We start from the raw sequence: 21915 nt of genomic DNA on the forward strand, positions 1-21915 counted from the left end.
CCGGACATCGAACTGGCCAGACCGGCCATTTCCGTCCGGTCCACACGAGCCGATGCTGGACGCATGACCTTCCCCTACTGGGTCGCCGGGCGCCCGGCGTCGAGCGACGATCTCGTCGAAGTCCGCAGCCCCCGCGACGGCGCCCTCGCCGGGACCACCAGCAACGCGACCGCCGAGGACGTCGAAACCGCCGTCGCGGCCGCCCACGACGTCCGGCACGAGGTCGCCCAGCTGCCCGCGTACGTGCGCGCGGACGCCCTCGACCACGTCTCCCGGCGCCTGGCCGAGCGCGCCGACGAGATCGCGACCCTGATCCACGCCGAGTCCGGCAAACCCCTGAAGTGGGCGCGCGCCGAGGTCGGCCGTGGTGTCTCCACCTTCCGCTGGGCCGCCGAGGAGGCCCGCCGTTTCTCCGGCGAGCTGCAGCGGCTGGACACCGACGCGGCCTCGGCCGGCCGGCTGGCGCTGGTCCGGCGCGCCCCGCGCGGGCCGGTCCTGGGGATCACCCCGTTCAACTTCCCGCTCAACCTGGTCGCCCACAAGGTGGCCCCGGCGATCGCCGCCGGGTGCCCGATCGTGCTCAAGCCCGCCCCCGCGACGCCGCTGACCGCGCTGGTGCTCGGTGAACTCCTCGCCGAGACCGGCCTGCCCGCCGGCTCCTGGTCGGTGCTGCCGATGCCGAACGAGGCGGCGAGCGAACTAGTGGCCGATCCGCGGCTGCCGGTCGTGTCGTTCACCGGGTCCGGGCCGGTCGGCTGGTCGATCCAGGACCGGGTGCCGCGCAAGCACGTGACGCTGGAGCTGGGCGGGAACGCGGCGGCGATCGTCTGCCCGGACTGGACGGACCTGGAGTTCGCCGCGCAGCGGATCGCGACCTTCGGCACCTACCAGGGCGGCCAGTCGTGCATCTCGGTCCAGCGGGTCTACGCGCACCGCGACGTGTACGCCGAGCTGGCCGACCGGGTGGTCGCGCACGTGCGCAAGCTGGACGTGGACGGCGAGGTCGGCCCGCTGATCAACGAGGCGGCCGCGGTGCGGGTGCAGTCGTGGGTCGACGACGCGGTCGCGGCGGGCGCCGAGCTGCTCGCCGGCGGGACGCGGCAGGGCGCGACGGTGGCGCCGACCGTGCTCGCCGGTGCGCCCGAGGACTGCGCGGTCAACGCCGAGGAGATCTTCGGCCCGGTGCTCTCGCTCGCGCCGGTCGACTCGGTCGAGGAGGCCTTCGACCGCGTCAACGCCTCGCGGTTCGGCCTGCAGGCCGGGGTGTTCACGCACGACCTGCGGATCGCGTTCGAGGCGTCGGCGCGGCTGGAGGTCGGCGGTGTGGTGGTCGGCGACGTGCCGAGCTACCGCGCGGACCAGATGCCCTACGGCGGGGTGAAGGAGTCCGGCACCGGCCGGGAGGGGCTCCGCGCGGCCATGGACGACCTCACTGAGCAGCGCGTTCTCGTGCTGACCGGGGTCCGCTGAGAATTTCCGAAAGAAAATTGTCCGCACTTGTCGATTCGCCCGATGCTCGATCGATGTCATCGTGACGGTCCCGCGGGGACACCACGAGAGCAGGGAGAAGACGATGAAGTTCATGGTTCTGGTCAAGGGCGACGAGAACACCGAGGCCGGCGTGATGCCGACCGAGCAGGAGCTGGCCGCGATGACCAAGTTCAACGAGGAGCTGGTCAAAGCCGGCGTGATGCTGGCCGGGGAGGGCCTGCACCCCACCTCGAAGGGCGCGCGGGTGCGGTACTCCAGCGAGGGCACCACGGTGATCGACGGCCCGTTCGCCGAATCGAAGGAGCTGATCGCGGGCTTCTGGATCCTCGACGTGAAGTCGAAGGAGGAGGCCGTCGAGTGGCTCAAGCGGGCGCCGTTCCAGGACACCGAGATCGAGATCCGGCAGGTGTTCGAGGCCGAGGACTTCGGTGAGGCGCTCACGCCGGAGCTGCGTGAGGCCGAGGAGCGGATGCGCAAGCAGGTGGCCGAGCAGCACGGTCAGTAAGACCTTGCCCTCGCCGCGGTGAGGTGGTGTGCTCGGTGACCGTGACGGTCACCGAGGCACACCGCACGATCGACGCTGTCTGGCGCATCGAGTCGGCGAAGCTGATCGCGGCGCTGTCGCGCATGGTGCGCGACGTGGGGCTGGCCGAGGAGCTGGCGCAGGACGCGCTGGTGGCGGCGCTGGAGCAGTGGCCGTCGTCCGGGGTGCCGTCCAACCCGGGCGCGTGGCTGATGACGATCGCCAAGCGCCGCGCGATCGACCACTTCCGGCACCTGAAGATGGCCGAGCGCAAGCACGAGGAGATCGGGCTCGACCTGGAGACGACGCAGCAGGCGATTGAGGTCGAGCCGGACGAGGTGCCCGACGACCTGCTGCGGTTGATCTTCACGGCCTGTCACCCGGTGCTGAAGACGGAGGCGCGGGTGGCGCTGACGTTGCGGCTGCTGGGCGGGCTGACGACCGAGGAGATCGCGCGGGCGTTCCTGGTGCCGGAGCCGACGGTGGCGCAGCGGATCGTGCGGGCGAAGCGGACGCTGGCGCAGAAGAAGGTGCCGTTCGAGGTGCCGGCCGGGCCGGAGCTGGCGGAGCGGTTGGGGTCCGTGCTGGAGGTCGTGTACCTGATCTTCAACGAGGGCTACTCCGCGACGGCCGGCGACGACTGGATGAGACCGCAGCTGTGCGCCGACGCGATGCGGCTGGGGCGGATCCTGGCCGGCCTGGCGCCGCAGGAGCCCGAGGTGTTCGGGTTGGTGGCGTTGATGGAGTTGCAGGCGTCGCGGTCGCGGGCGCGGGTGACGCCGGACGGTGAGCCGATCCTGTTGCTGGACCAGAACCGCGCGAAGTGGGACCGGTTGCTGATCGCGCACGGGCTGGCCGCCCTGGAGCGGGCCGAGAAGTTGTCGCAGGTGCGCGGGCCGTACGTGCTGCAGGCGGCGATCGCGGCGTGCCACGCGCGGGCGCGGGCGGCGGAGGACACCGACTGGGCGCGGATCGCGGCGCTGTACGGGGAACTGGCGGAGGTGACGCCGTCGCCGGTGGTGGAGCTGAACCGGGCGGTGGCGGTGTCGATGGCATCTGGTCCGGAGGCGGCTCTGCCGTTGGTGGACGCGCTGGCGGAGTTGCCGGCCATGGCGCGGTACCACCTGTTGCCGACCGTGCGGGGTGATTTGCTGGTGAAGGTCGGGCGGCTGGAGGAGGCGCGGGCGGAGTTCGAGCGGGCGGCTTCGCTGACGCGGAACGCACGGGAGCGGGATGTGCTGCTGGCACGAGCGAAGCAGGCGGCTGGGGGTTGAGGGGGGGTTGCGTTGGACGGTTGGGGTTTGAGTGCTGGGGGTTCCGGGGTTTCCGGCACACGTGGGCTCTTCGTAGGTCGATGAGTGGGCAGTTCGTCGCCCCGGGTGCGGCATGAATGGACCATTCATCCCGGCATGGTTGGACCACCCGTCGGCGCATGACTGGACAGTTCGTGGAGTTATCAGCGGCGAAGCGGTGAACGGACCGTTCACCGGGCTACCACTGGACCACTCGCGAAGGCATGAACGGACCATTCATCGCACCACCACCAGCACGTTCGTCACCTCGTGAATGGGCCGTTCGTTGCGCCACCATCGGTCCGGTCGCGAACCCGTGAACGGGCCATTCATCGAACCGCCGCCCCAAAAGCACTACAGCGACCCCAACCCCGACTCCAGCAAGTCGAACATCCGCTCCCCAGCGCGTCCCACCGCCGCCACCACCTGCGCCTCCGGCTCGCCATCAGCAGTGCGCCTCAGGACCTCGTCGAAGAGCAGGCGTGTCACGCTGCCTATCTGGGCGGCCACCGCGCGCGCCGTGACGGCATCCAGCTCGTCGACAAGCGCGGCGGCCAGCGCCTTCTCCCGCTCCTCGTGCAGCTCCCGCAACCGCGCGAGCAGCGTCGGGCTCTCGACGACCATCCGGGCGAACTCCGGCCCCGAGAAGCCCAACAACGCGTCCCGCCGCTCGAGGCCGGCCCGCCACGCCCGCCGGAACGCGGCGACCAGCGGCCGCCCCCGCACCTCGGCCAGGCTCGCCACGAACGACTCGTGCACGTCGAAGACCAGGTCCTCCTTGCGCGGAAAGTGGTTGGTCACCGTCATCTTCGCCACCTGAGCCGCCTCCGCGACCTGCGCGATCGTCACCTCCTCGAAGCCCCGCGAGATGAACAACCGCGTGGCCACGTCGGAGATCGCCTGCCGCGTCCGCTGCTTCCTCAACCCGCGCTCCACGAACCCACCCTACCGCAGGAATTAGGCTTGACCTAAATTTAGGTCCGACCTAATCTAGAACCCCGACCCCACGGAGGTACCGATGCGGCTCATGGCCGTCCACGCCCACCCCGACGACGAGTCCAGCAAGGGCGCCGCCACACTGGCGCGCTACGCCGCGGAAGGAGCCGAAGTCCTGGTCGTCACCTGCACCGGCGGCGAACGCGGCGACGTCCTCAACCCGCGCCTGGACACCCCCGAGATCCGCGCCGACCTGCCCGCGATCCGCCGCCGGGAGATGGCCCGCGCACGCGAGATCCTCGGTGTGCGGCAACAGTTCCTCGGCTTCCGCGACTCCGGCCTGACCGACGACCCGCCCGTCGACAGCTTCGCCCGGCAACCCCTCGAGACCGCCGTGCGCAGGCTCGTCGAGGTCATCCGCGAGTTCCGCCCCGACGTGCTCGTCACCTACGACGAAACCGGCGGCTACCCGCACCCCGACCACATCCGCACCCACGAGGTCGCCGTCGCCGCGTTCGACGCCGTCGCGGGCACTCCCTGGCAGATCGCGAAGCTCTACTACCTCGCCACTCTGAGCCGCCAGTGGTTCCAGGCCATGCACGACGCGCTCACCGCACGCGGCCTCGACTCCGCCATGGGCGAGGTCCTCGCCGAACTACCGGACACCGAAATCCCGTTCACCACGCGGATCCACTGCGCGGATTACTTCGACGTCCGCGACCGCGCCCTGCTCGCCCACGAAACCCAGATCGACCCCGACCACGGCTTCCTGCGCCACCCGCGCGAGGTCGAACGCGAGGTGTGGCCCACCGAGGACTACGTCCTGGCCCGCTCGCTGGTCCCGGCCGACCTGCCGGAGGACGACCTGTTCGCCGGGATCAGGGTTGTTTCGGCGGATCCAGCATGACCGTCGGGTCCGCCGGCGCGGGCTCGACCTGCTTGCGCCGCCGCTCCCGGAACACCCAGCCGCCGATCACGCCCGCCCCGAACCCGAACAGGTGCCCCTGCCAGCTGATGCCCTCCTCGGCGGGCAGCAGCGCGGTGAACTGGTAGGCGAAGCACAACGCCATCACCAGCCCGATGACGATGTCGATCGGCCGCCGGTCGAACAGACCACGCACGATGATGTAGCCGAAATAACCCAGCACGACGCCGCTCGCGCCGGCCGTCACGCCGTTCGCCGGCGACACCAGCCACACGCCGAGCCCGCTGCCGATCACGATCAGCGCCGTGACACCGAAGAACTTCCGCACCCCGCGGTAGGCGGCGAGGAACCCGAAGATGAACAACGGCCCGGAATTGCTCTCGATGTGTCCCCAGCTGAAATGCAGGAACGGGGCGGTCAGCGCCTCGGGCAGCGAACTCAGTTCCCGGGCGCGGATCCCGAAGTCGAAACTGAGCGCGTAGTCGGTGGCCCAGTTGACGATCTGCACGATCCAGATGACGGCGAGGAACCCGACCATGACCCACAGCGCCTTGCGCGCCTCGGCGATCATGGCCTGGGCTTCGGCGCCACTGGGCAGCGGGCGTTCCTTCATCCGGCCAGGGTAATGGAATTCGCGGCATTTTCCCGGCGAATCCGGAACGCCGAGGCGAGCAGGGTCACCACGAGCCCGGCGACGCCCCACACCACCAGCACCACGATCGGGCCGCCGGTCGCGTTGCCGCCGAAGTACACCTCGTCGCGGATCGCCTCGGTGCCCGCGCCGTTGGGCAACCAGTCGCCGATCGCGCGCCAGAACGGCGGCAGCAGTTCGGTCTGGTAGGCGCCGCCCGCGCTGGGGTTGCCGAGGATCACGAAGATCAGCACGGTGATGCCCACGCCGATGACGCCGAACAGCACCTGAAATGCCATCGTCACGGTCGCCGCGGCGAAGGTGAGGGCCGCGCCGATCCACCACAGGGACAGGAAGTGCCCGGTCAGCGCGCCGAGGACCTGGTCGACGACCAGCGCGCCGCCCAGGCCGGACACGATCGCGTAGGGCACCATCGCGGCGAGGCGGATCGCCGTGCGGCGCAGGGTCGCGGGCCGGGCGCCCTTCGCGATGCCGAGCGCGGCGGCGGCGAGGTAGCCACCGACGAGCCAGCCGACGACGGCGTAGAACGCGGTCAGCCCTCGTGCGTCGCCGGGCTGTGGCGGGACGAGGTCGGTGACGGTGAGGGTGCGGTTCTGCGCGGCGTCGAGCTGGGTGAAGACCTGCTCGACGGCGGTGGCGAGGGCCGGGCCCGCGGCGGTCGCGACCAGGAGGGTGTCGGTGGTGCCCGCGGTGTCGATGACGTAGGCCGCCTCGACGTCGCGGTCGAGCACCCGTTGGCGCGCCTCGGCCGCGTCCGGGCTGGGTGACGCCTCGATCGGGGTGCCGTCGACGGCGTTGATCCGGTCGACCGTCTGTTGTGGACCGACGACGGCGACGGCGACCCGGTGCGGCGCGGGGCTGTGGAAGGCGCCGACGTAGGACAGGATGAAGCCGAGCTGCAGGAGAAGCACGCCGAGGACGAGCAGAACGGTCCGCGGGGCGATCGCGTCCCGCAAATCACCGGCGAGGCCTCGGGGGCTGCTTTCGTCGCTGGTCATGGCCCGAACCTAGGCGCGGTGGAGCCTCCGCGCGCGGCGAGGCTTCACTCGATCCCGGCTCAAGTGCGGTCGCCTCGGGAATTGAGCAACCGCGCCACACACCGGGTGGCGAACAGGCCCGCGGGGCGGAGGCACCCCGGCGGTCACTCCATTCCGCTGTCCTCCGGGCTCGAGCGTGCCAGCGCGGCCAGCGTGTCCAGCGCCCCGGCCAGTACGTCGATCCGTGGGGAGGCCAGTGCGAGCCGCACGGCGGTGGGGGCCCAGCCGGGGCTCACGGCGAACGCGGCGGCCGGGGTGACCGCTATCCCGCGCCGGGCGGCCGCCGCCACGAAGGTTTCCGCTCGCCACGGCTCCGGCAGCTGCCACCAGCAGTGGTAGGCCCGCGGATCCGCCCGCACCGAGAACCCCGCCAGCCGCTCGCGGACCAGCGACTGCCGCGCCATCGCGTCGTCGCGCTTGGCGGACTCGATCTTCGCCAGCGTGCCGTCCGCCATCAGCCGCGTCGCCGCCACCAGGGGGAACTGCGCGGCCGCCCAGCCGCCCGACCGCACCGCGGCGGCCACTCGGTCACGCAGAACCGGTGGCGCCACCACGAAACCCAGCGTCATCCCGGGCGCGAGCCGCTTGGAGAGGCTGTCCAGCACGATCGTCCGCTCCGGCGCGATCTCCGCCAGCGGCGCGACGTCCGGCCGCAGGAAGCCGTTGATGCCGTCGTCGATCACCGGCAGGTCCCGCTCCCGCAGCGCCTCGGCCAGCTCCGCCCGCCGCGCCGCGGGCATCGTCACGCCCAGCGGGTTGTGCAGCGCCGGCTGCAGGTAGACCGCCCGCAACCGCGGCGGCAGGTCGGGCACCACGCCGGACGAGTCCATCTCCAGCGGCACCAGCGTGACCCCGAGCCGCGCCGCGATGCCCTTCACCACCGGGTACGTGAGCGCCTCGACCCCCAGCCGCTCCCCTGCCGGGACCAGCGCGGCCATCGCGGCGGCGATCGCCTGGCGGCCGTTGCCGGTGAACAACACCTCGGACGCGTCCGGCGCCCACTCGCCCCGTCCCAGCACCCGCGCGGCCTCCGCCCGCGCTTCGGCGCTCCCGGTCACCACGGACGGTCCCAGCCCCTGCACCAGCAGGTCCGGCCGCAGCAGCGGCCCCAGGCTCGCGGCGATCAACGCGGGCTGCTCCGGCAGGACCGGGAAGTTCAGCTCCAGGTCGACCGTCGCGGCCGCGGGTTCGGCCAGCGCCGACTCCGGCTTCGGCGCGGCGCGGATGAACGTGCCCCGCCCGGTCTCGCCGACCGCCAGGCCGCGCCGGACCAGCTCGCCGTAGACCCGGGCCGCGGTGGACACCGCGATCCCGCGCTGCCGCGCGAACCGGCGCTGCGGAGGCAGCTGGTCCCCCGGCCGGAGTCGCCCGGCGGCGACATCGGCGGCGACCGCGTCCGCGATCGTCCGGTAGTCCATCCCTGCCTCCACATTGCACCGAGAGCAATCTTGGTATTGCACCGAGCATATCAGCGGATCTACGGTCGGGGCATGACGATCGACATCGCCTTCGACGACAAGGGCTCCGGCCCCGCGCTGGTCCTGGTCCACGGCCAGCCGTTCGACCGCTCGATGTGGCGGCCGCAGCTGGACCACTTCAGCGAGCGCGGCTGGCGCGTCATCGTCCCCGACCTGCGCGGATACGGCGAAACGACCGTGGTGCCCGGCAAGACGCCGCTGGAGGTGTTCGCCCGCGACCTGGAGACGCTGCTGGACCGGCTCGGCGTCGGCGAGTTCGTCCTCGGCGGGCTGTCGATGGGCGGGCAGATCGTGATGGAGTGCCACCGGCTCTTCCCGGACCGGATCCGCGCGCTGGTCCTCGCCGACACCTCACCGCGCGCCGAGACCGACGCGGGCAAGCGCAATCGCACCGAGATGGCCGAGCGATTGCTCCGAGAAGGGCTCCGGCCGTACGCCGACGAGGTCCTCACGAAGATGGTCGCGCCCGCCAACGTCGCCGCCATGCCGGACCTCGCCGAGCACGTCCACCGCATGATGCGCGAGACCTCGCCGGAGGGCGCGGCGGCGGCGCTGCGCGGCCGGGCCGAGCGCCCGGACTACGTGCCGACGCTGGCCGGCATCCGGGTGCCGACGCTGGTCGTCGTCGGCGACCAGGACGAGTACACCCCGGTCGCCGAGGCCGAGTTCCTGCACGCGCGCATCGCCGGCGCCGAACTGGCGGTCATCGAGGGCGCGGCGCACATGCCGAACCTCGAACGCAGCACGGAGTTCAACGCCGTCCTCGCGGACTTCCTGGCGAAGCTGCCTCAGGCGTCGTAGGCGGCGCGCGCCTGCTCGATCTCCTCGATGTGCCCCTCCGCCCACTCCTTGAGCTGCCGCACGACCGCGTGCAGGCCGCGGCCGAGATCGGTGAGCTCGTAGTCGACGCGGACCGGGACGCCCGCCGTCACCGTGCGCGAGACGAGGCCGTCGCGCTCCAGCGAGCGGAGCGTCTGGGTCAGCATCTTCTGGCTGGCGCCGGCGATGATCCGGCTGAGGTCGCTGTAACGCTTCGGCCCGTCGCCGAGCGCGGCCAGCACGAGCGTGACCCACTTGTCGCTGATCCGGTCGAGCACCTTGCGCGCGGGGCAAGCCGCCAGGAACGCGTCGTACGCCTGGCGGTCGTGCTGCCTGCGTTGCGCGGCGGTCAGGGTGGCCATCGCACCTCCGGGTGTCCTACGCACTTGAAAGTGCGTGCCTCGCCATGGGATGCGCGGTGCCGCGCCTCCGGTTCTGAACGACTGCAGACGTCATCGATTCATTCCGAGGAGGCGCGAAATGCGTGCAGTGGTCGTGCGGGAGTTCGGCGGGCCCGAGGTGCTGGAGGTCGTGGACGTTCCGGTTCCGGTGCCCGGGCCGGGGCAGGTGCGGATCCGGGTGTCGGCCGCCGCGGTCAACCCGGTGGACGTCGCCACGGCGGCCGGGTTGTTCGCCGAGATGGGCGTCACCGGCGCCACCGGCCCGACGGCGATCGGCTGGGACGTCGCGGGGGTGGTCGAGGAGGCCGGCGCCGGGGTGGCGTTCGCGCCCGGGGACGCGGTCATCGGGCTGCGGTCCAGGCTGGCCGACCCGCTCGGCACGTGGGCGGAGCAGATCGTCCTCGATGCGGACGCCGTCGCACCGGCGCCGGACGGCGCCGACCCGGTGGCGGCGTCGACGCTGCCGCTGAACTCGCTCACCGCCCTGCAGGCTCTGGACGCCCTGGACCTGAGGACGGGACAGACGCTCCTGGTGACCGGCGCGGCGGGCGCGGTCGGCGGGTTCGCGGTCGAGCTCGCGGCCCTGCGCGGACTGCGGGTCGTCGCGGCCGCGAGCGCGAGCGACGAGGCGGCCGTGCGTGGTTTCGGAGCCGAGTTCTTCGTGCCGCGCACGGAGAACCTCGCCGAGGGGGTGCGGAAGCGGGTGCCGGGCGGGGTCGACGGCGCGATCGACGCGGCCGTGCTCGGGTACCCGGCGCTGGACGCGGTGCGGGACGGTGGCGCGTTCGCCGCGGTGATCGGGAACGGCCCGGACAACTACCGCGGCATCCGGATCCGGCCGGTGCGGATCAAGGCCGACGGCGTCGCGTTGACCGGGCTGTCCCGGCTGGCCGCCGCGGGTCGCCTGACGCTGCGGGTGGCCGACACCCTTCCGTTGGAAGCCGCGGCGAAAGCGGCCGCCCGGCTGCGGGACGGCGGTCTGCGCGGGCGGCTGGTCCTGGTGCCCTAATCGCCCCGCGCGAGGTGGTGCTGGAACAGTTTCCGGCTGATCCGGCCCAGCTCGGCGAATTCGTCGTCGCTGAGGGGGGCGATCACCGAATCGTGCACGGCCTGGCGGTAGCCGGGTGTCACGCGGTGGAGAAAATCGGCCCCCTCGGTGGTCAGCACGGCGTACAGGCCGCGGCGGTCCGTCGGGTGTTGTTCCCGGCGGACCCAGCCGAGACCGGCCAGCCGGGTGATCCGGTAGTTCAGCCTGCTGCCCGGCGAGAACAGCACAGCGGCCAGCTCGCCCATGCGCATCCGGTGGCCCGGCGCGCCGTCCAGCCTGGTGAGGATTTCGTACTCCGCATGGGAAATCCCGGCGGCCTCGTGCAGGTGCCGCTCGAGCGCGCGTTGCACGAGGGTCTGCGCGCCCAGGTAGTGCACCCAGGCCCGGAGCTGGTCATCGGACAGCCCGTGGGTCTCCCGCATGGACCCTCCCAGTTGATCGGCAGAGGCTGGAATATAGCCGATCGGGGGCGGTGAACCGGGTCAATTCAGGCACCGCTCCACGTGGCCGGGAACCAGAACGGCCTTGCGGCGGAGGATTTCGGTGAACGCCGAGGAAACGGGATCGCCACCCGGGCGCGTGTAAGCCGCCAATCGGCGCCGCACCGGTGGGTCCGGGCGCAGCAGGTGCCCGGGGAACCGGGGCGGCAGCACGTTCGCCGGCACCAGCGCCGGGCCCAGACCGGCCGCGGCCAGCGACGGCGCCGCGGCCGTCTGCTCGGTGCGCACCGCGGCGCGCGGCTGGAACCCGGCCGCCGCGCACGCCTGGTCGAGCAGATCGGCGAGCCCGTTGCCGGGCGCGTAGTGCACCCATTCCCGGTCGGCGAGGTCGGCGAGGCGCACCCGCGTCCCGTCCGCGGCCGGATCGTCGGGCGGCACCACGACGACGAACTCCTCCTCGCCGAGCGGGTGCACCGGACCGTCCCAATCGGACGGTGGCGGCCCGACGGCGAGATCGGCCTGCCCCTGGGCCATCGCGTCGGCCAGCTCGTCGGCGTGCCGGTGCTCGAACAGCCGGACGTGCACGTCCGGATGCGCGCGCCGCCACGCCTTGAGCACCGGCGGCAGCACCCCCAGGCTCACCGAGTACACCGTCGCGACCATGATCTCGCCGCACTGCAGCCCGGCCGCCTGCCGCGCGGCGGACACCGACTTCCGCGCCGCGGCCAGCGTGGCCCGCGCGTGCGGCAGCATCGCCCGGCCCATCGGGGTCAGCCGCACCGACCGCGGCAGCCGCTCCAGCAGCGGCCCGCCGGTCGCCCGCTCCAGCGCCCGCACCTGGTGCGACAACGCGGGCTGCGTCACGTGCAGCAGCTCGGCCGCCCGCGTGAACGAGCCCGCGTCGACGATCGTCACCAGGTACTCCAGCTGGCGCAAGGTCATGAACGCAGCTTATGCCGGGACCGGAACCGCCCGCACCCGCTCATGCCGCTGCACCTGCCACAGCCACCCGGCGGCGGCCACCGCAATCACCGAGGCGCCGGTCAGCCACCAGAACGCGACCTGGAAGGCGTGCTCGGCGCCGGCAGGCAGCAACCGGGACAGCACGATCGCGCACATCGCGCCGCCGACCGCGCCACCCACCCGCATCAGGATGTTCAGCATCGTAGTGGCGTCCGGAAGCTGGTCGCGCCGCACCGAGGCGAACGCGGCGGTCCCGGCCGGGGACGCCGACAGCGCCAGCGCCATCCCGCGCAGGAACAGCAACGCCTGCAGCAGCACCGGGTCCGCGTCCGCGCCGAGGAGGGCGAACGGCGCCGTGGTGAGCACGGTGAACACCCCGCCGGCGAGCGAGACGATCCCGCCGCCGTACCGGTCGGTCAGCCACCCGGCCAGCGGCAGCACCACCATCGTGCCCAGGCCGAGCGACAGCAGGGACAGCCCGGTCGTCACCACGTCGTCGCCGCGCAGGATCTGGAAGTACAGCGGGAACAGCAGCATCGCGCCGAACATCGCGGCGCCGATGAACAGGCTGGAGACCGTGCCCGCGGCGAACACGCGGTTGCCGAACAGCCGCAGGTCCAGCAGCGGCCGCTCGCGCCGCCACGACCGCAGCGCGAACACCACCAGGCCGGCCGCGCCCAGCACCAGCGACACCAGCACCGACGGGCCGATCCCGCCGCCGCCCTCGCCGACCGACGTGAGCGCGTGGACGAACAGCGGCAACCCGAGCCCGACCAGCGCGAACCCGGTCCAGTCCAGCCGCCCGGCGCCACCCGGCTCACCGCGCGGCACGTACTTCAGCCCCAGCGCGATCCCGATCGCACCGATCGGCAGGTTGATCAGGAACAGCCACTCCCAGGACAGCGAGTCCAGCAGCACCCCGCCGACGGTCGGGCCGATCGCGGGCGCGCTGCTCACCGCGATGCCGAGGATGCTCATCACCCGCCCCAGCCGCTCCGGGCCGACGGCCTGGCCGAGGATCGTCTGCCCGGCCGGGGTCAGCAGCCCGGCGGCCAGGCCCTGCACGACGCGCAGCGCGACGAGCCACCCGATGTCCCCGGCCAGCGCGCACAGCCCGGACGCGACGACGAACGCCGCGAACGCGCCCAGCCACAGCCGCCCGACACCGACCCGGCGGCCGAGCCACCCGCACAGCGGCAGCGACACCGCGAGCGCGATCAGGTACGCGGTCGACACCCACTGCACCTGGTCGAGGGAGGCGTTCAGGTCCGTACCGATCCGGTCGAGTCCGACGTTGACCAGTGACGAGTCCAGCATGCCGACGAAGGCGCCGAAGACGATCACCAGGGAGATCCGCCACACGGGCCAGGGAATCCGTTCCACGATCTCGAAGCTAGAACCTCAAGTAACGTCGAGGTCAATGGTCGCTGAGCAGCACCGTAGGATGGGCGCGGCGAAATCCGGCGACACGGGACGGGACGATGAAGCACATCTACGCGGGCAAGGTCCGGGAGCTCTACTCCGACGGGGACGACATCCTGCTGGTCGCCTCCGACCGGATCTCGCTCTACGACGTGGTGATGCCCACTCCGATCCCGGACAAGGGCAAGCTGCTCACCCAGCTGTCGCTGTGGTGGTTCGAGCACCTCAGCGAGATCGTGCCGAACCACGTCGTGTCCACCGACGTGCCCGAGGAGTTCGCCGGCCGCGCGATCCGCGTCAAGCCGCTGAAGATGGTGCAGGTCGAGTGCATCGCGCGCGGCTACCTGACCGGACTGGGCCTCAAGGAGTACCAGAAGCAGGGCACCGTCTCCGGCGTCCAGCTGCCGCCGGGCCTGGTCGAGGGCAGCAAGCTGCCGGAGCCGATCTTCACGCCGACCACCAAGGCGACCGAGGGCCACGACGAGTTCATCACGTTCGACGACGTGATCGCGCAGGAGGGCCGCGAGACCGCGGAGCGCCTGCGTGAGCTGACGCTGGCGATCTACCGCGCGGGCGCCGAGCGCGCGGCCGAGAACGGCATCATCGTCGCGGACACCAAGGTCGAGTTCGGCTGGGACGCCGACGGCGTGCTGACCCTCGGCGACGAGGTCCTGACGTCCGACTCGTCGCGGTTCTGGCCCGCCGACCGCTGGCAGCCGGGCCGCCCGCAGTTCTCGTTCGACAAGCAGTACGTGCGTGACTGGGTCAGCGGCACCGGCTGGGACAAGACCCCGCCCGCGCCGGAGATCCCGGCCGACGTGGTGGCCACCACCCGCGCCCGCTACATCGAGGTCTACGAGCGGATCACCGGGCGGACCTGGACGGCATAAAGAGCGTTCATGGGTCCCGGTACCAACGGGACTTGGACTTATCGCCGGGCCGGGCGGAACCTGGGCTCATGAGCACGGAACGCAAAGTCGCCCTGGTCGCCGGGGCGAACGGGGTCATCGGCCGCAATCTCGTCGACCACCTGGTCTCGCTCGGGGACTGGGAGGTGATCGGGCTCTCCCGGCGCGGCGGGGCGGACCGCGGCCGCGTCCGCCACCTCGCGGTCGACCTGCTCGACCCGGCCGACGCGCGGGACAAGCTCGGCGGGCTGACCGACGTGACGCACGTCTTCTACGCGGCCTACCAGGACAAGCCGACGTGGGCCGAGCTGGTCGCGCCGAACGTCGGGATGCTGGTCAACCTCGTGGACGCGATCGAGCCGGTCGCGCGCGGGTTGCGGCACATCAGCCTCATGCAGGGCTACAAGGTCTACGGCGCGCACCTCGGCCCGTTCAAGACGCCGGCCCGCGAGGACGACGCCGGGCACCTGCCGCCGGAGTTCAACGTGGACCAGCAGAACTTCCTGGAGCAGCGGCAGCAGGGCAAGGCGTGGACGTGGTCGGCGCTGCGGCCGTCGGTGGTGTGCGGGTTCGCGCTCGGCAACCCGATGAACCTGGCGACCGTGATCGCGGTCTACGCGTCGATCTCGAAGGAACTCGGTGTGCCGCTGCGGTTCCCGGGCAAGCCCGGCGCGTACACGTCGCTGCTGGAGATGACCGACGCCGGACTGCTCGCGAAGGCGACGGTGTGGGCGGCGACCGACGAGCGCTGCGGCAACCAGGCGTTCAACATCAACAACGGCGACCTGTTCCGGTGGAGCGAGCTGTGGCCGAAGCTGGCCCGGTGGTTCGACCTGGAGGTGGCGCCGCCGCTGCAGATGTCGCTGGAGACGGTCATGGCGGACAAGGAGCCGCTGTGGAACTCCATGCGTGAGCGGTACGGGCTGGAGCCGTCGTTCGGTGAGGTGTCCTCGTGGCGCTTCGGCGACTTCGTCTTCGGCTGGGACTACGACGTGATCGCCGACGGGTCGAAGGCGCGCCGGTTCGGGTTCCACGAGTTCGTCGACACCGAGGAGATGTTCCTGTCGATCTTCGACGAGCTGCGCAAGCGTAAAGTGATCCCGTGACGGCTAACCTGAACGCATGAGCACTCCCGTGGAGTTCTACTGGCGCCCCGGCTGCGGGTTCTGCATGGCGTTGCGGGCCGGCCTGGAGCGGGCCGGCCTGCCGTTCACCGAGGTGAACATCTGGGAGGAGCCGGGAGCGGCCGAACGGGTCCGCGAGGCCGCGAACGGCAACGAGACGGTGCCGACGGTCTTCGTCGGCCCGACGGCGATGGTGAACCCCACCGTGGACGAGGTGCTGGACGCGGTGCGCGAGCACGCTCCCGAGCTGCTCTGACCCGACCTACCGGTAGGTACAGTGGAGCCGTGGACACCTCGGAGCGGCTGATCCGCAGCACCCAGGAGCTGCTGTGGGACCGCGGCTACGTCGGCACCAGCCCGAAGGCCATCCAGCAGCGGGCACAGGCCGGCCAGGGCAGCATGTACCACCACTTCAAGGGCAAGCCGGACCTCGCGCTCGCCGCGATCCGCCGCAGCGCCGAGGAACTGCGGGCCGAGAGTGAGGTCGCGCTCGGCGGTGGCGGCACCGCGCTGGAGCGGATCGAGAAGTACCTCCGGCGGGAGCGGGACGTCCTGCGCGGGTGCCCGGTCGGGCGGCTGGCCCAGGACCCGGACATCATCGCCAGCGACGACCTGCGGCAGCCGGTGCACGAGACCTTCGACTGGCTCCGGCACCGGCTCGCCGAGGTCCTCGCGGACGGCGTCGCGCGCGACGAGCTGCCGGCGGACCTGGATCCGGAGGACACCGCGGCCACCGTCGCCGCGGTCGTGCAGGGCGGGTACGTGCTCGCCCGGGCGGCGAGTTCCCCGGAACCCTTCGAACGTGCGATTGACGGGGTGCGGAAGTTGCTAGGAGCGATTTCCCAACACTGAACGTAATTTGGACGCCGTTTTCCAGCCCCGCCTGCATCTCCGTCACCCGGTTGCGGTACAAATGCGCGCAACTGTCGGTATGCCTTCGCGTCCGAAAGGTGGGTCCGGTGAACGACGAAGTGTCGGTGGCCGAACTGCTCGAGCGCGAGGGCTGGACGGAACAGCGGCGCGCGCCGAGACCCCGGTTCCAGGTGATGGCCGTGATGCTGGCCGTCGTCCTGGGGTGCGGGCTCGCCGCGATCCTGGTCAAGGTCGGCGCGGACACCCAGCCCACCGACGACGCCGCGCTGTTCAGCCTCCCGTCCGGGCCGACCGGCGGCCTCGCCGGCGGCGGTGTCCCGGAAAACCCGCGCACGACCGAGCGCACCAACAGCTCGTCCCGGGTGGTGGTCACCAACCAGGCCACCGATGCCGACGCCCCCGGCAACGGCATCCCGTGGTCCACGAAGCCGCACACCAGCACCGCCACCGAAACGGTGACGGTCACCGACTCGAACCTGCCGCCGACCTCGAACACCGATCCGGGCGCGCCGCCCGGGTCGACCGCCCCGAGCCAGACCGGCACCGCGACCGGCGGCACCACCACGACCACCACCCCGTCGCGCACGCCTCCCAGCTGCGTCCTGATCATCATCTGCCGCCCGTAAGCTCGGCCGGGTGGAGATCTTTCACCTGCGCTACTTCGTCGTGGTGGCCGAGGAGCTGAACTTCTCCCAGGCCGCCCGCAAGCTCCACATGGCCGCGTCACCGTTGAGCCAGCGCATCAAGGACCTCGAGCACGAGCTCGGGCACCAGCTGTTCCGGCGCAGCACGCACCACGTGGAGCTGACCGACGCCGGCGCCGCGCTGCTCCCGCTGGCGCGCGAAGCCCTGGAACACTTCAACTCCATCCCGTGGCGCCTGCGGGAGGCCCTCGGGCCCCGGCACCGGATGGCGCTCATCGGGGTGCCCGCCGGGCTGCACCCCGACCTGCGCGTCCGCGTGCAGGAGCTGGAGGAACGCTGCCGCGACCGGTTCGACCTCAAGCGCTGGCCCGGCCGCACCAGCGATCTGATCGAAGCGGTGCACGACGGCCGCCTGAGCCTCGCGCTGGTCCGGCTGCCGGTGAACGACCCCGCGCTGGAGGTCGTGCCGGTGCTGTCGGAACCGCTGGGCGCGGTCGTGCCCGCCGACCGGTTCGCCGGCCGCGATTCGCTGAGCCTCACCGACCTCGCCGACCTGCCCTACGTGCCGGTGCCGCCGGAAGCCCAGCCGGTGTATTTCGAACAACTGGACCAGGAATTGCGCGCGGCGGGCGTGACGAAACGCCTCAAGCCGCCGCAGACCGACTATTCCGGAGTCGCCGAGATCGTCGCGAGCGGACTCGGGTTCACCGTCTCGATGCTCGATCCACGCAGCCCGATGCGCAACTACAGCGTCGAGAACGTGGCCGTGCTTCCGATCACCGATTTCCACCCCGAGCTGCGAACCGGTCTGATCTGGCGGAGCGACCGGGCATGCGACGGTGCCGAGCTGGCCCGGCTCGTCGCGGACGCCAGGGAGGTTTTCCGGCAAATGGTATGACCGCTGTGGTCATACCATTGTTCGCCCATTGATCATTCCGTTTCCCCGTTATCGGTCCTACCGTCGAATTGTCAGGTGAGGACGAGAACGAGGAGCAGGAATGAGTGGTCCACTCGACGGGATCCGGGTCATCGACCTCTCCACGGTGGTGATGGGCCCCTACGCCGCGCAGATCCTCGGCGACCTGGGCGCGGACGTCATCCGGATCGAGGCGCCCGGCGACTCGGCCCGCAACGGGCACTACCGCACCACGCCGGGCATGACCGCGCTGGCGATGGCCGTGAACCGCAACAAGCGCAGCGTGGCCCTCAACCTCAAGGACGACGAGCAGCGTGCGCGGGCGCTCGAGCTGATCGACACCGCGGACGCACTGATCACCAACATGCGGCCCGGCGCGCTCGGCAGGTTGGGCCTCACCTACGACGAGCTGTCCCGGCGCAACCCGAAGCTGGTCTACGCGCACGCGCAGGGTTTCCGCGGTGACTCCGACCGCGCGGGCCACGCCGCCTACGACGAGACAGTGCAGGCCGCGTCCGGGCTGGTCGACATCGCGAACCGCGCGCTGGGCAAACCGGTGTACCTGCCGACGATCCTCGGTGACAAGGTGTCCGCGCTGACCATCGCCTACTCGGTGCTCGCCGCGCTGCTGCACCAGCGGAAGACCGGGCGCGGCCAGCACGTCGAGGTGCCGATGACGGACACGCTGATCGCGTTCAACCTGGTCGAGCACCTGGCGGGGCACACGTTCGAGCCGCCGTCCGCGCCCACCGGGTTCCCGCTGTCGATGGGACGCGGCCACCGCGCGGTGCGCACCAAGGACGGCCTGGCGTGCGTGATCCCGTACAACCCGCGGAACTTCCGGGACTTCTTCGCCGCGGCCGGGCGGCCCGAGCTGGCCGAGGACCCGCGCGTGAACGGCGACTACGTGGACGCGGCGGACAAGGACGCGCTGGCCGACCTGATCGAGGAGTGCGCGCCGGCGCTGACCACCGCGGAGTGGGCCGAGGTGTGCGCGAAGCACAGCATCCCGATGGCGTCGGTGCTGGAGCTCGACCGGGCCGAGGAGGACCCCTACGTCCGCGACGGCGGGTTGATCCAGCTGGTCGAGCACCCCACCGAGGGCGCGATCCGCACGGCCGGCATCCCGGTGCGGTTCTCGGAGACACCGGCCGTGATCCGCCGCCTGCCGTCGACCCCGGGCGCGGACACCGAAGAGGTGCTGTGTGAGGTGCGTGGACGATGAAGGCCACCGACGTCGTGCGGCACAGCACGACTCCCTTGACCAGCCCGGCCTACGCACCGACCGTGCCGCGGTTCACCGATCGCGAGTACCTCAACATCGTCTACCGCACCGATCGCGACGCGCTGCGGGCCGTCGTCCCGGAACCGCTGGAGATCGACGAGCCGCTGGTGCGCTTCGAGGTGATGCGCATGGGCGATGTGAGCGGGTACGGCCCGTACACCGAGGCGGGGCAGGCGATCCCGGTGCGGCTGGGCGACGAGCGCGGCGAGTACCTGCACGCGATGTACCTGGACAACTTCCCGGCCACCGCGTCCGGCCGGGAGGTCAGCGCCTACCCGAAAACCGTTGGCGCGCCACGGTTGTACGTCGACCACGGCGCGCTCGTCGGGACGCTCGACTACGGCACGCTGCGGGTCGCCACCGCGACCATGGGCTACAAGCACCACCGCCTGGACCTCGACGAAGCCCGCGAGCAGATCGCCGTCCCGACGTTCATGCTCAAGATCATCCCCGGCTACGACGGCCGTCCCCGCGTCGCCGAACTGGTCCGCACGCGGATCACCGACGTGACGGTCAAGCAGTCGTGGACCGGCCCCGCGCGGCTGCAACTGTTCGAGCACGTGCTGGCCCCGCTGGCCGATCTGCCCGTGCGGGAGGTCGTCTCGGCGAGCCACGTGCTGACCGATCTCACCCTCGCGCCGGTCAGCCCGGTGCACGACTACCTGGAGGCGTCATGAAGATCGCGGTGATCGGCGCCGGCACGATCGGCCTGTCCTGGGCCGCGCTGTTCGCCGAACACGGCCACGAGGTGCGCGTGAGCGATCCACGGCCGGACCTCGCGGAAGCGCTGGGCGACCTCGACGTCCACATCGCCGATTCGGTCAGCGACGCCGTGCGTGACGTGGACGTGGTGCAGGAGAACGGCCCCGAGCGCCTCGACTTCAAGCGCGACCTGTTCGCCCGGCTCGTCGCCGAAGCACCCGGGCACGCGCTGCTGCTCAGCTCGTCCTCGGCGATCCCGTCGAGCGAGTTCACCACGGACATCGACGGTTCGCGTGTCCTCATCGGACACCCGTTCAACCCGCCGCACATCATGCCGCTGGTCGAGGTGGTTCCCGGGAAGCGCACCTCGGAGGAATCCGTCCGGCGAGTGGTGGAGTTCTACCGTTCGCTGGGCCGCGTGCCGGTCGTCGAGCGCAAGGAAGTGCCCGGTTTCGTGGGCAACCGGCTGCAGAACGCCCTGCAGCGCGAGGCGGTCCACCTGGTGCAGGAGGGCGTGGTCGATCCGGCCGGGCTCGATGAGGTCGTGGTCAACTCGCTCGGGCTGCGCTGGGCGGCGGTCGGGCCGTTCCTCGGCGCGCACCTCGGCGGCGGTCCCGGCGGGTATCGGCACCTCGCGACGCACATCGGCGCGTCGATGCAGCGCATCACGCCGGGGCAGCCGGATCCCGAAGCGACCGAGCGCGTGATCGAAGCCGTGGAAAAGGCCTACGGCGACCGGGAATACACCGAACTGGCGGCGGAGCGCGACCGCAAGCAGCTCGCGATCCTCGCCGCCCGCGGACAAGGAGACGGGAAATGAGCGCCGATTTCTACGGCTACGAGGACCTGCTGTCCGAAGAGGAGCGCAAGACGCTGCTCAAGGCCCGCGACTTCCTGCGGACCGAGGTCAAGCCGCTGGTCAACGAGTACTGGGCACGCGGCGAGTTCCCGCGCGAGCTGATCGGCAAGTTCCGCGAGCTGGGACTGGCCGGGGTGGCCTACGAGGGTTACGGCGACCCGTTGCCGCGTGGCAGCCACCTGCTGACCGGGATGCTCGCCGCGGAGTACTCACGCGTCGACCCGTCCGTGGCGACCTTCTTCGGTGTCCACAACGGACTGGCGATGTACAGCGTGTACTCCGGCGGTGACCAGGAACAGCGGGACCGCTGGCTGCCCGCCATGGCCGCGATGGACAAGATCGGCGCGTTCGCGATGACCGAACCGCTCGGCGGGTCGGACGTGGCCGGCGGCATGCGCACCACCGCCAAGCGCGAGGGCGACACCTGGGTGCTCGACGGGGCCAAGCGCTGGATCGGCAACGCCACCTTCGCCGACCTGGTGATCGTGTGGGCCCGCGACGTCGACGACAACCGCGTCAAGGGGTTCGTCGTGGAGACACCGGCCGCGGGGTTCGTGCCGGTGAAGATCGAGAACAAGGTCGCGTTCCGGATCGTGGAGAACGCCGAGATCACCCTCACCGGCGTGCGGGTGCCCGAGGCGAACCGGCTGCACAACATCCGCTCGTTCCGGGACGTCGCGGAGATCCTGCGCGCCACCCGCGGCGGCGTCGCCTGGCAGGCGCTGGGCGTGATGATCGGCGCGTACGAGGCGGCGCTGGCCTACGCGAGCGAGCGCGAGCAGTTCGGCAAGCCGATCGCCGGCTTCCAGCTCGTGCAGGACCTGCTGGTCAAGAGCCTGGGCAACATCACCGCCTCGTGGGGCATGCTGGTCCAGCTCGCCCGGCTGCAGGACGCCGGGATCTTCCGCGACGAGCAGTCGTCGCTGGCCAAGGCGTTCGTGACCGCGCGCATGCGCGAGGTGGTGGCCTGGTGCCGTGAGCTGCTCGGCGGCAACGGGATCGTCCTGGACTACGACGTGGCGCGGTTCTTCGCCGACGCGGAGGCCATCTACTCCTTCGAGGGCACCCGCGAGATGAACACCCTGATCGTCGGGAAGGCGATCACCGGCCGGAGCGCGTTCGTGTAGTCGATCTCGCATTACAGATCAGTAACTGTCAGCAACGAAATCCCCCTTTC

24 protein-coding genes are annotated in these 21915 nt (G+C 71.3%); 16 read left to right on the forward strand and 8 right to left on the reverse strand.

Annotated features, from left to right (window positions below):
• Positions 1 to 63: 63 nt before the first annotated feature.
• The 3 genes from IE290_RS18710 (at position 64) to IE290_RS18720 (ending at position 3288) form a co-directional block, all read left to right on the forward strand.
• Positions 64 to 1470, forward strand: a complete 1407-nt coding sequence (locus tag IE290_RS18710) for an aldehyde dehydrogenase family protein (protein WP_191245918.1) — start codon at positions 64 to 66, stop codon at positions 1468 to 1470.
• 103 nt (positions 1471 to 1573) lie between these two features.
• Positions 1574 to 1996, forward strand: a complete 423-nt coding sequence (locus IE290_RS18715) for a YciI family protein (protein WP_191245919.1) — start codon at positions 1574 to 1576, stop codon at positions 1994 to 1996.
• 23 nt (positions 1997 to 2019) lie between these two features.
• Positions 2020 to 3288, forward strand: coding sequence for an RNA polymerase sigma factor (locus tag IE290_RS18720; protein ID WP_191245920.1), 1269 nt, complete (start codon positions 2020 to 2022; stop codon positions 3286 to 3288).
• 372 nt (positions 3289 to 3660) lie between these two features.
• Here IE290_RS18720 and IE290_RS18725 read toward each other — a convergent pair whose 3' ends face one another.
• Positions 3661 to 4230: a TetR/AcrR family transcriptional regulator gene (locus IE290_RS18725; protein ID WP_191245921.1), complete on the reverse strand. Its 570-nt coding sequence runs from the start codon at positions 4228 to 4230 to the stop codon at positions 3661 to 3663.
• 94 nt (positions 4231 to 4324) lie between these two features.
• On the opposite strand from IE290_RS18725, the gene mca reads away from it, so the two are divergent.
• Positions 4325 to 5149: a mycothiol conjugate amidase Mca gene (gene mca, locus IE290_RS18730; RefSeq protein WP_191245922.1), complete on the forward strand. Its 825-nt coding sequence runs from the start codon at positions 4325 to 4327 to the stop codon at positions 5147 to 5149.
• Here mca and IE290_RS18735 read toward each other — a convergent pair.
• The 3 genes from IE290_RS18735 to IE290_RS18745 form a co-directional block, all read right to left on the reverse strand.
• A complete protein-coding gene (locus IE290_RS18735) occupies positions 5121 to 5780 on the reverse strand; it encodes a rhomboid family intramembrane serine protease (RefSeq protein WP_191245923.1) in 660 nt (219 codons plus the stop codon). The two genes, mca and IE290_RS18735, sit on opposite strands and share 29 nt — an antisense overlap.
• A complete protein-coding gene (locus IE290_RS18740) occupies positions 5777 to 6817 on the reverse strand; it encodes an ABC-2 transporter permease (protein ID WP_191245924.1) in 1041 nt (346 codons plus the stop codon). Before IE290_RS18740 ends, IE290_RS18735 begins: the two co-directional genes overlap by 4 nt.
• 143 nt (positions 6818 to 6960) lie before the next feature.
• Complete coding sequence (locus IE290_RS18745) at positions 6961 to 8274, reverse strand: aminotransferase-like domain-containing protein (protein ID WP_191245925.1); 1314 nt, start codon at positions 8272 to 8274, stop codon at positions 6961 to 6963.
• Positions 8275 to 8346: 72 nt separating this feature from the next.
• Between IE290_RS18745 and IE290_RS18750 the strand changes: the two genes are divergently transcribed.
• Positions 8347 to 9135, forward strand: a complete 789-nt coding sequence (locus IE290_RS18750; RefSeq protein WP_191245926.1) for an alpha/beta fold hydrolase — start codon at positions 8347 to 8349, stop codon at positions 9133 to 9135.
• Here the strand turns inward: IE290_RS18750 and IE290_RS18755 are convergent.
• A complete protein-coding gene (locus IE290_RS18755) occupies positions 9123 to 9515 on the reverse strand; it encodes a winged helix-turn-helix transcriptional regulator (protein WP_191245927.1) in 393 nt (130 codons plus the stop codon). The genes IE290_RS18750 and IE290_RS18755 overlap by 13 nt on opposite strands.
• Before the next feature lie 118 nt (positions 9516 to 9633).
• Here IE290_RS18755 and IE290_RS18760 point away from each other — a divergent pair, with 118 nt between their 5' ends.
• Positions 9634 to 10563, forward strand: a complete 930-nt coding sequence (locus IE290_RS18760; RefSeq protein WP_191245928.1) for an NADP-dependent oxidoreductase — start codon at positions 9634 to 9636, stop codon at positions 10561 to 10563.
• Here IE290_RS18760 and IE290_RS18765 read toward each other — a convergent pair.
• The 3 genes from IE290_RS18765 to IE290_RS18775 are packed head-to-tail and all read right to left on the reverse strand — an operon-like array spanning position 10560 to position 13388.
• On the reverse strand, positions 10560 to 11024 hold the full coding sequence (locus IE290_RS18765) for a MarR family winged helix-turn-helix transcriptional regulator (protein WP_191245929.1): 465 nt from the start codon (positions 11022 to 11024) through the stop codon (positions 10560 to 10562). The two genes, IE290_RS18760 and IE290_RS18765, sit on opposite strands and share 4 nt — an antisense overlap.
• A gap of 60 nt (positions 11025 to 11084) precedes the next feature.
• On the reverse strand, positions 11085 to 11984 hold the full coding sequence (locus tag IE290_RS18770) for a LysR family transcriptional regulator (RefSeq protein ID WP_191245930.1): 900 nt from the start codon (positions 11982 to 11984) through the stop codon (positions 11085 to 11087).
• A gap of 9 nt (positions 11985 to 11993) precedes the next feature.
• Positions 11994 to 13388 carry an MDR family MFS transporter gene (locus tag IE290_RS18775; RefSeq protein WP_229874593.1) on the reverse strand — a complete coding sequence of 465 codons (1395 nt, stop codon included), beginning with the start codon at positions 13386 to 13388 and terminating at the stop codon, positions 11994 to 11996.
• A gap of 98 nt (positions 13389 to 13486) precedes the next feature.
• On the opposite strand from IE290_RS18775, the gene IE290_RS18780 reads away from it, so the two are divergent.
• The 10 genes from IE290_RS18780 (at position 13487) to IE290_RS18825 (ending at position 21865) form a co-directional block, all read left to right on the forward strand.
• On the forward strand, positions 13487 to 14317 hold the full coding sequence (locus tag IE290_RS18780; protein WP_191245931.1) for a phosphoribosylaminoimidazolesuccinocarboxamide synthase: 831 nt from the start codon (positions 13487 to 13489) through the stop codon (positions 14315 to 14317).
• A gap of 68 nt (positions 14318 to 14385) precedes the next feature.
• Complete coding sequence (locus IE290_RS18785) at positions 14386 to 15441, forward strand: SDR family oxidoreductase (RefSeq protein ID WP_191245932.1); 1056 nt, start codon at positions 14386 to 14388, stop codon at positions 15439 to 15441.
• A 16-nt stretch (positions 15442 to 15457) separates the two neighbouring features.
• A complete protein-coding gene (locus IE290_RS18790) occupies positions 15458 to 15715 on the forward strand; it encodes a glutaredoxin family protein (protein ID WP_191245933.1) in 258 nt (85 codons plus the stop codon).
• 29 nt (positions 15716 to 15744) lie between these two features.
• Positions 15745 to 16311: a TetR/AcrR family transcriptional regulator gene (locus IE290_RS18795; protein ID WP_191245934.1), complete on the forward strand. Its 567-nt coding sequence runs from the start codon at positions 15745 to 15747 to the stop codon at positions 16309 to 16311.
• Positions 16312 to 16418: 107 nt separating this feature from the next.
• On the forward strand, positions 16419 to 16958 hold the full coding sequence (locus tag IE290_RS18800) for a hypothetical protein (protein ID WP_191245935.1): 540 nt from the start codon (positions 16419 to 16421) through the stop codon (positions 16956 to 16958).
• A gap of 10 nt (positions 16959 to 16968) precedes the next feature.
• Positions 16969 to 17874: a LysR family transcriptional regulator gene (locus tag IE290_RS18805; RefSeq protein WP_191245936.1), complete on the forward strand. Its 906-nt coding sequence runs from the start codon at positions 16969 to 16971 to the stop codon at positions 17872 to 17874.
• 100 nt (positions 17875 to 17974) lie between these two features.
• Complete coding sequence (locus tag IE290_RS18810; protein WP_191245937.1) at positions 17975 to 19117, forward strand: CaiB/BaiF CoA transferase family protein; 1143 nt, start codon at positions 17975 to 17977, stop codon at positions 19115 to 19117.
• Entirely contained in the window at positions 19114 to 19854 is a 741-nt protein-coding gene (locus IE290_RS18815) for an acetoacetate decarboxylase (RefSeq protein WP_191245938.1), read from the forward strand. The genes IE290_RS18810 and IE290_RS18815 overlap by 4 nt, the downstream gene beginning before the upstream one ends.
• Positions 19851 to 20699, forward strand: coding sequence for a 3-hydroxyacyl-CoA dehydrogenase NAD-binding domain-containing protein (locus IE290_RS18820; protein ID WP_191245939.1), 849 nt, complete (start codon positions 19851 to 19853; stop codon positions 20697 to 20699). Before IE290_RS18815 ends, IE290_RS18820 begins: the two co-directional genes overlap by 4 nt.
• Positions 20696 to 21865, forward strand: a complete 1170-nt coding sequence (locus tag IE290_RS18825; RefSeq protein ID WP_191245940.1) for an acyl-CoA dehydrogenase family protein — start codon at positions 20696 to 20698, stop codon at positions 21863 to 21865. Before IE290_RS18820 ends, IE290_RS18825 begins: the two co-directional genes overlap by 4 nt.
• The last annotated feature ends 50 nt before the right edge of the window (positions 21866 to 21915 follow it).

This window comes from Amycolatopsis deserti (genome assembly GCF_014653945.1).
In the GTDB taxonomy this organism is placed as follows: domain Bacteria; phylum Actinomycetota; class Actinomycetes; order Mycobacteriales; family Pseudonocardiaceae; genus Amycolatopsis_E; species Amycolatopsis_E deserti.

What these genes read in the sequence shown, in the direction of transcription:
- IE290_RS18750 (WP_191245926.1), top strand. Translation starts at nt 8,347, where the DNA reads ATGACGATCGACATCGCCTTCGACGACAAGGGCTCCGGCCCCGCGCTG.
- IE290_RS18780 (WP_191245931.1), top strand. Translation starts at nt 13,487, where the DNA reads ATGAAGCACATCTACGCGGGCAAGGTCCGGGAGCTCTACTCCGACGGG.
- IE290_RS18785 (WP_191245932.1), top strand. Translation starts at nt 14,386, where the DNA reads ATGAGCACGGAACGCAAAGTCGCCCTGGTCGCCGGGGCGAACGGGGTC.
- IE290_RS18820 (WP_191245939.1), top strand. Translation starts at nt 19,851, where the DNA reads ATGAAGATCGCGGTGATCGGCGCCGGCACGATCGGCCTGTCCTGGGCC.
- IE290_RS18815 (WP_191245938.1), top strand. Translation starts at nt 19,114, where the DNA reads ATGAAGGCCACCGACGTCGTGCGGCACAGCACGACTCCCTTGACCAGC.
- IE290_RS18790 (WP_191245933.1), top strand. Translation starts at nt 15,458, where the DNA reads ATGAGCACTCCCGTGGAGTTCTACTGGCGCCCCGGCTGCGGGTTCTGC.
- IE290_RS18745 (WP_191245925.1), bottom strand. Translation starts at nt 8,274, where the DNA reads ATGGACTACCGGACGATCGCGGACGCGGTCGCCGCCGATGTCGCCGCC.
- IE290_RS18715 (WP_191245919.1), top strand. Translation starts at nt 1,574, where the DNA reads ATGAAGTTCATGGTTCTGGTCAAGGGCGACGAGAACACCGAGGCCGGC.
- IE290_RS18765 (WP_191245929.1), bottom strand. Translation starts at nt 11,024, where the DNA reads ATGCGGGAGACCCACGGGCTGTCCGATGACCAGCTCCGGGCCTGGGTG.
- IE290_RS18770 (WP_191245930.1), bottom strand. Translation starts at nt 11,984, where the DNA reads ATGACCTTGCGCCAGCTGGAGTACCTGGTGACGATCGTCGACGCGGGC.
- IE290_RS18735 (WP_191245923.1), bottom strand. Translation starts at nt 5,780, where the DNA reads ATGAAGGAACGCCCGCTGCCCAGTGGCGCCGAAGCCCAGGCCATGATC.
- IE290_RS18740 (WP_191245924.1), bottom strand. Translation starts at nt 6,817, where the DNA reads ATGACCAGCGACGAAAGCAGCCCCCGAGGCCTCGCCGGTGATTTGCGG.
- IE290_RS18810 (WP_191245937.1), top strand. Translation starts at nt 17,975, where the DNA reads ATGAGTGGTCCACTCGACGGGATCCGGGTCATCGACCTCTCCACGGTG.
- IE290_RS18710 (WP_191245918.1), top strand. Translation starts at nt 64, where the DNA reads ATGACCTTCCCCTACTGGGTCGCCGGGCGCCCGGCGTCGAGCGACGAT.
- mca (WP_191245922.1), top strand. Translation starts at nt 4,325, where the DNA reads ATGCGGCTCATGGCCGTCCACGCCCACCCCGACGACGAGTCCAGCAAG.
- IE290_RS18755 (WP_191245927.1), bottom strand. Translation starts at nt 9,515, where the DNA reads ATGGCCACCCTGACCGCCGCGCAACGCAGGCAGCACGACCGCCAGGCG.
- IE290_RS18825 (WP_191245940.1), top strand. Translation starts at nt 20,696, where the DNA reads ATGAGCGCCGATTTCTACGGCTACGAGGACCTGCTGTCCGAAGAGGAG.
- IE290_RS18760 (WP_191245928.1), top strand. Translation starts at nt 9,634, where the DNA reads ATGCGTGCAGTGGTCGTGCGGGAGTTCGGCGGGCCCGAGGTGCTGGAG.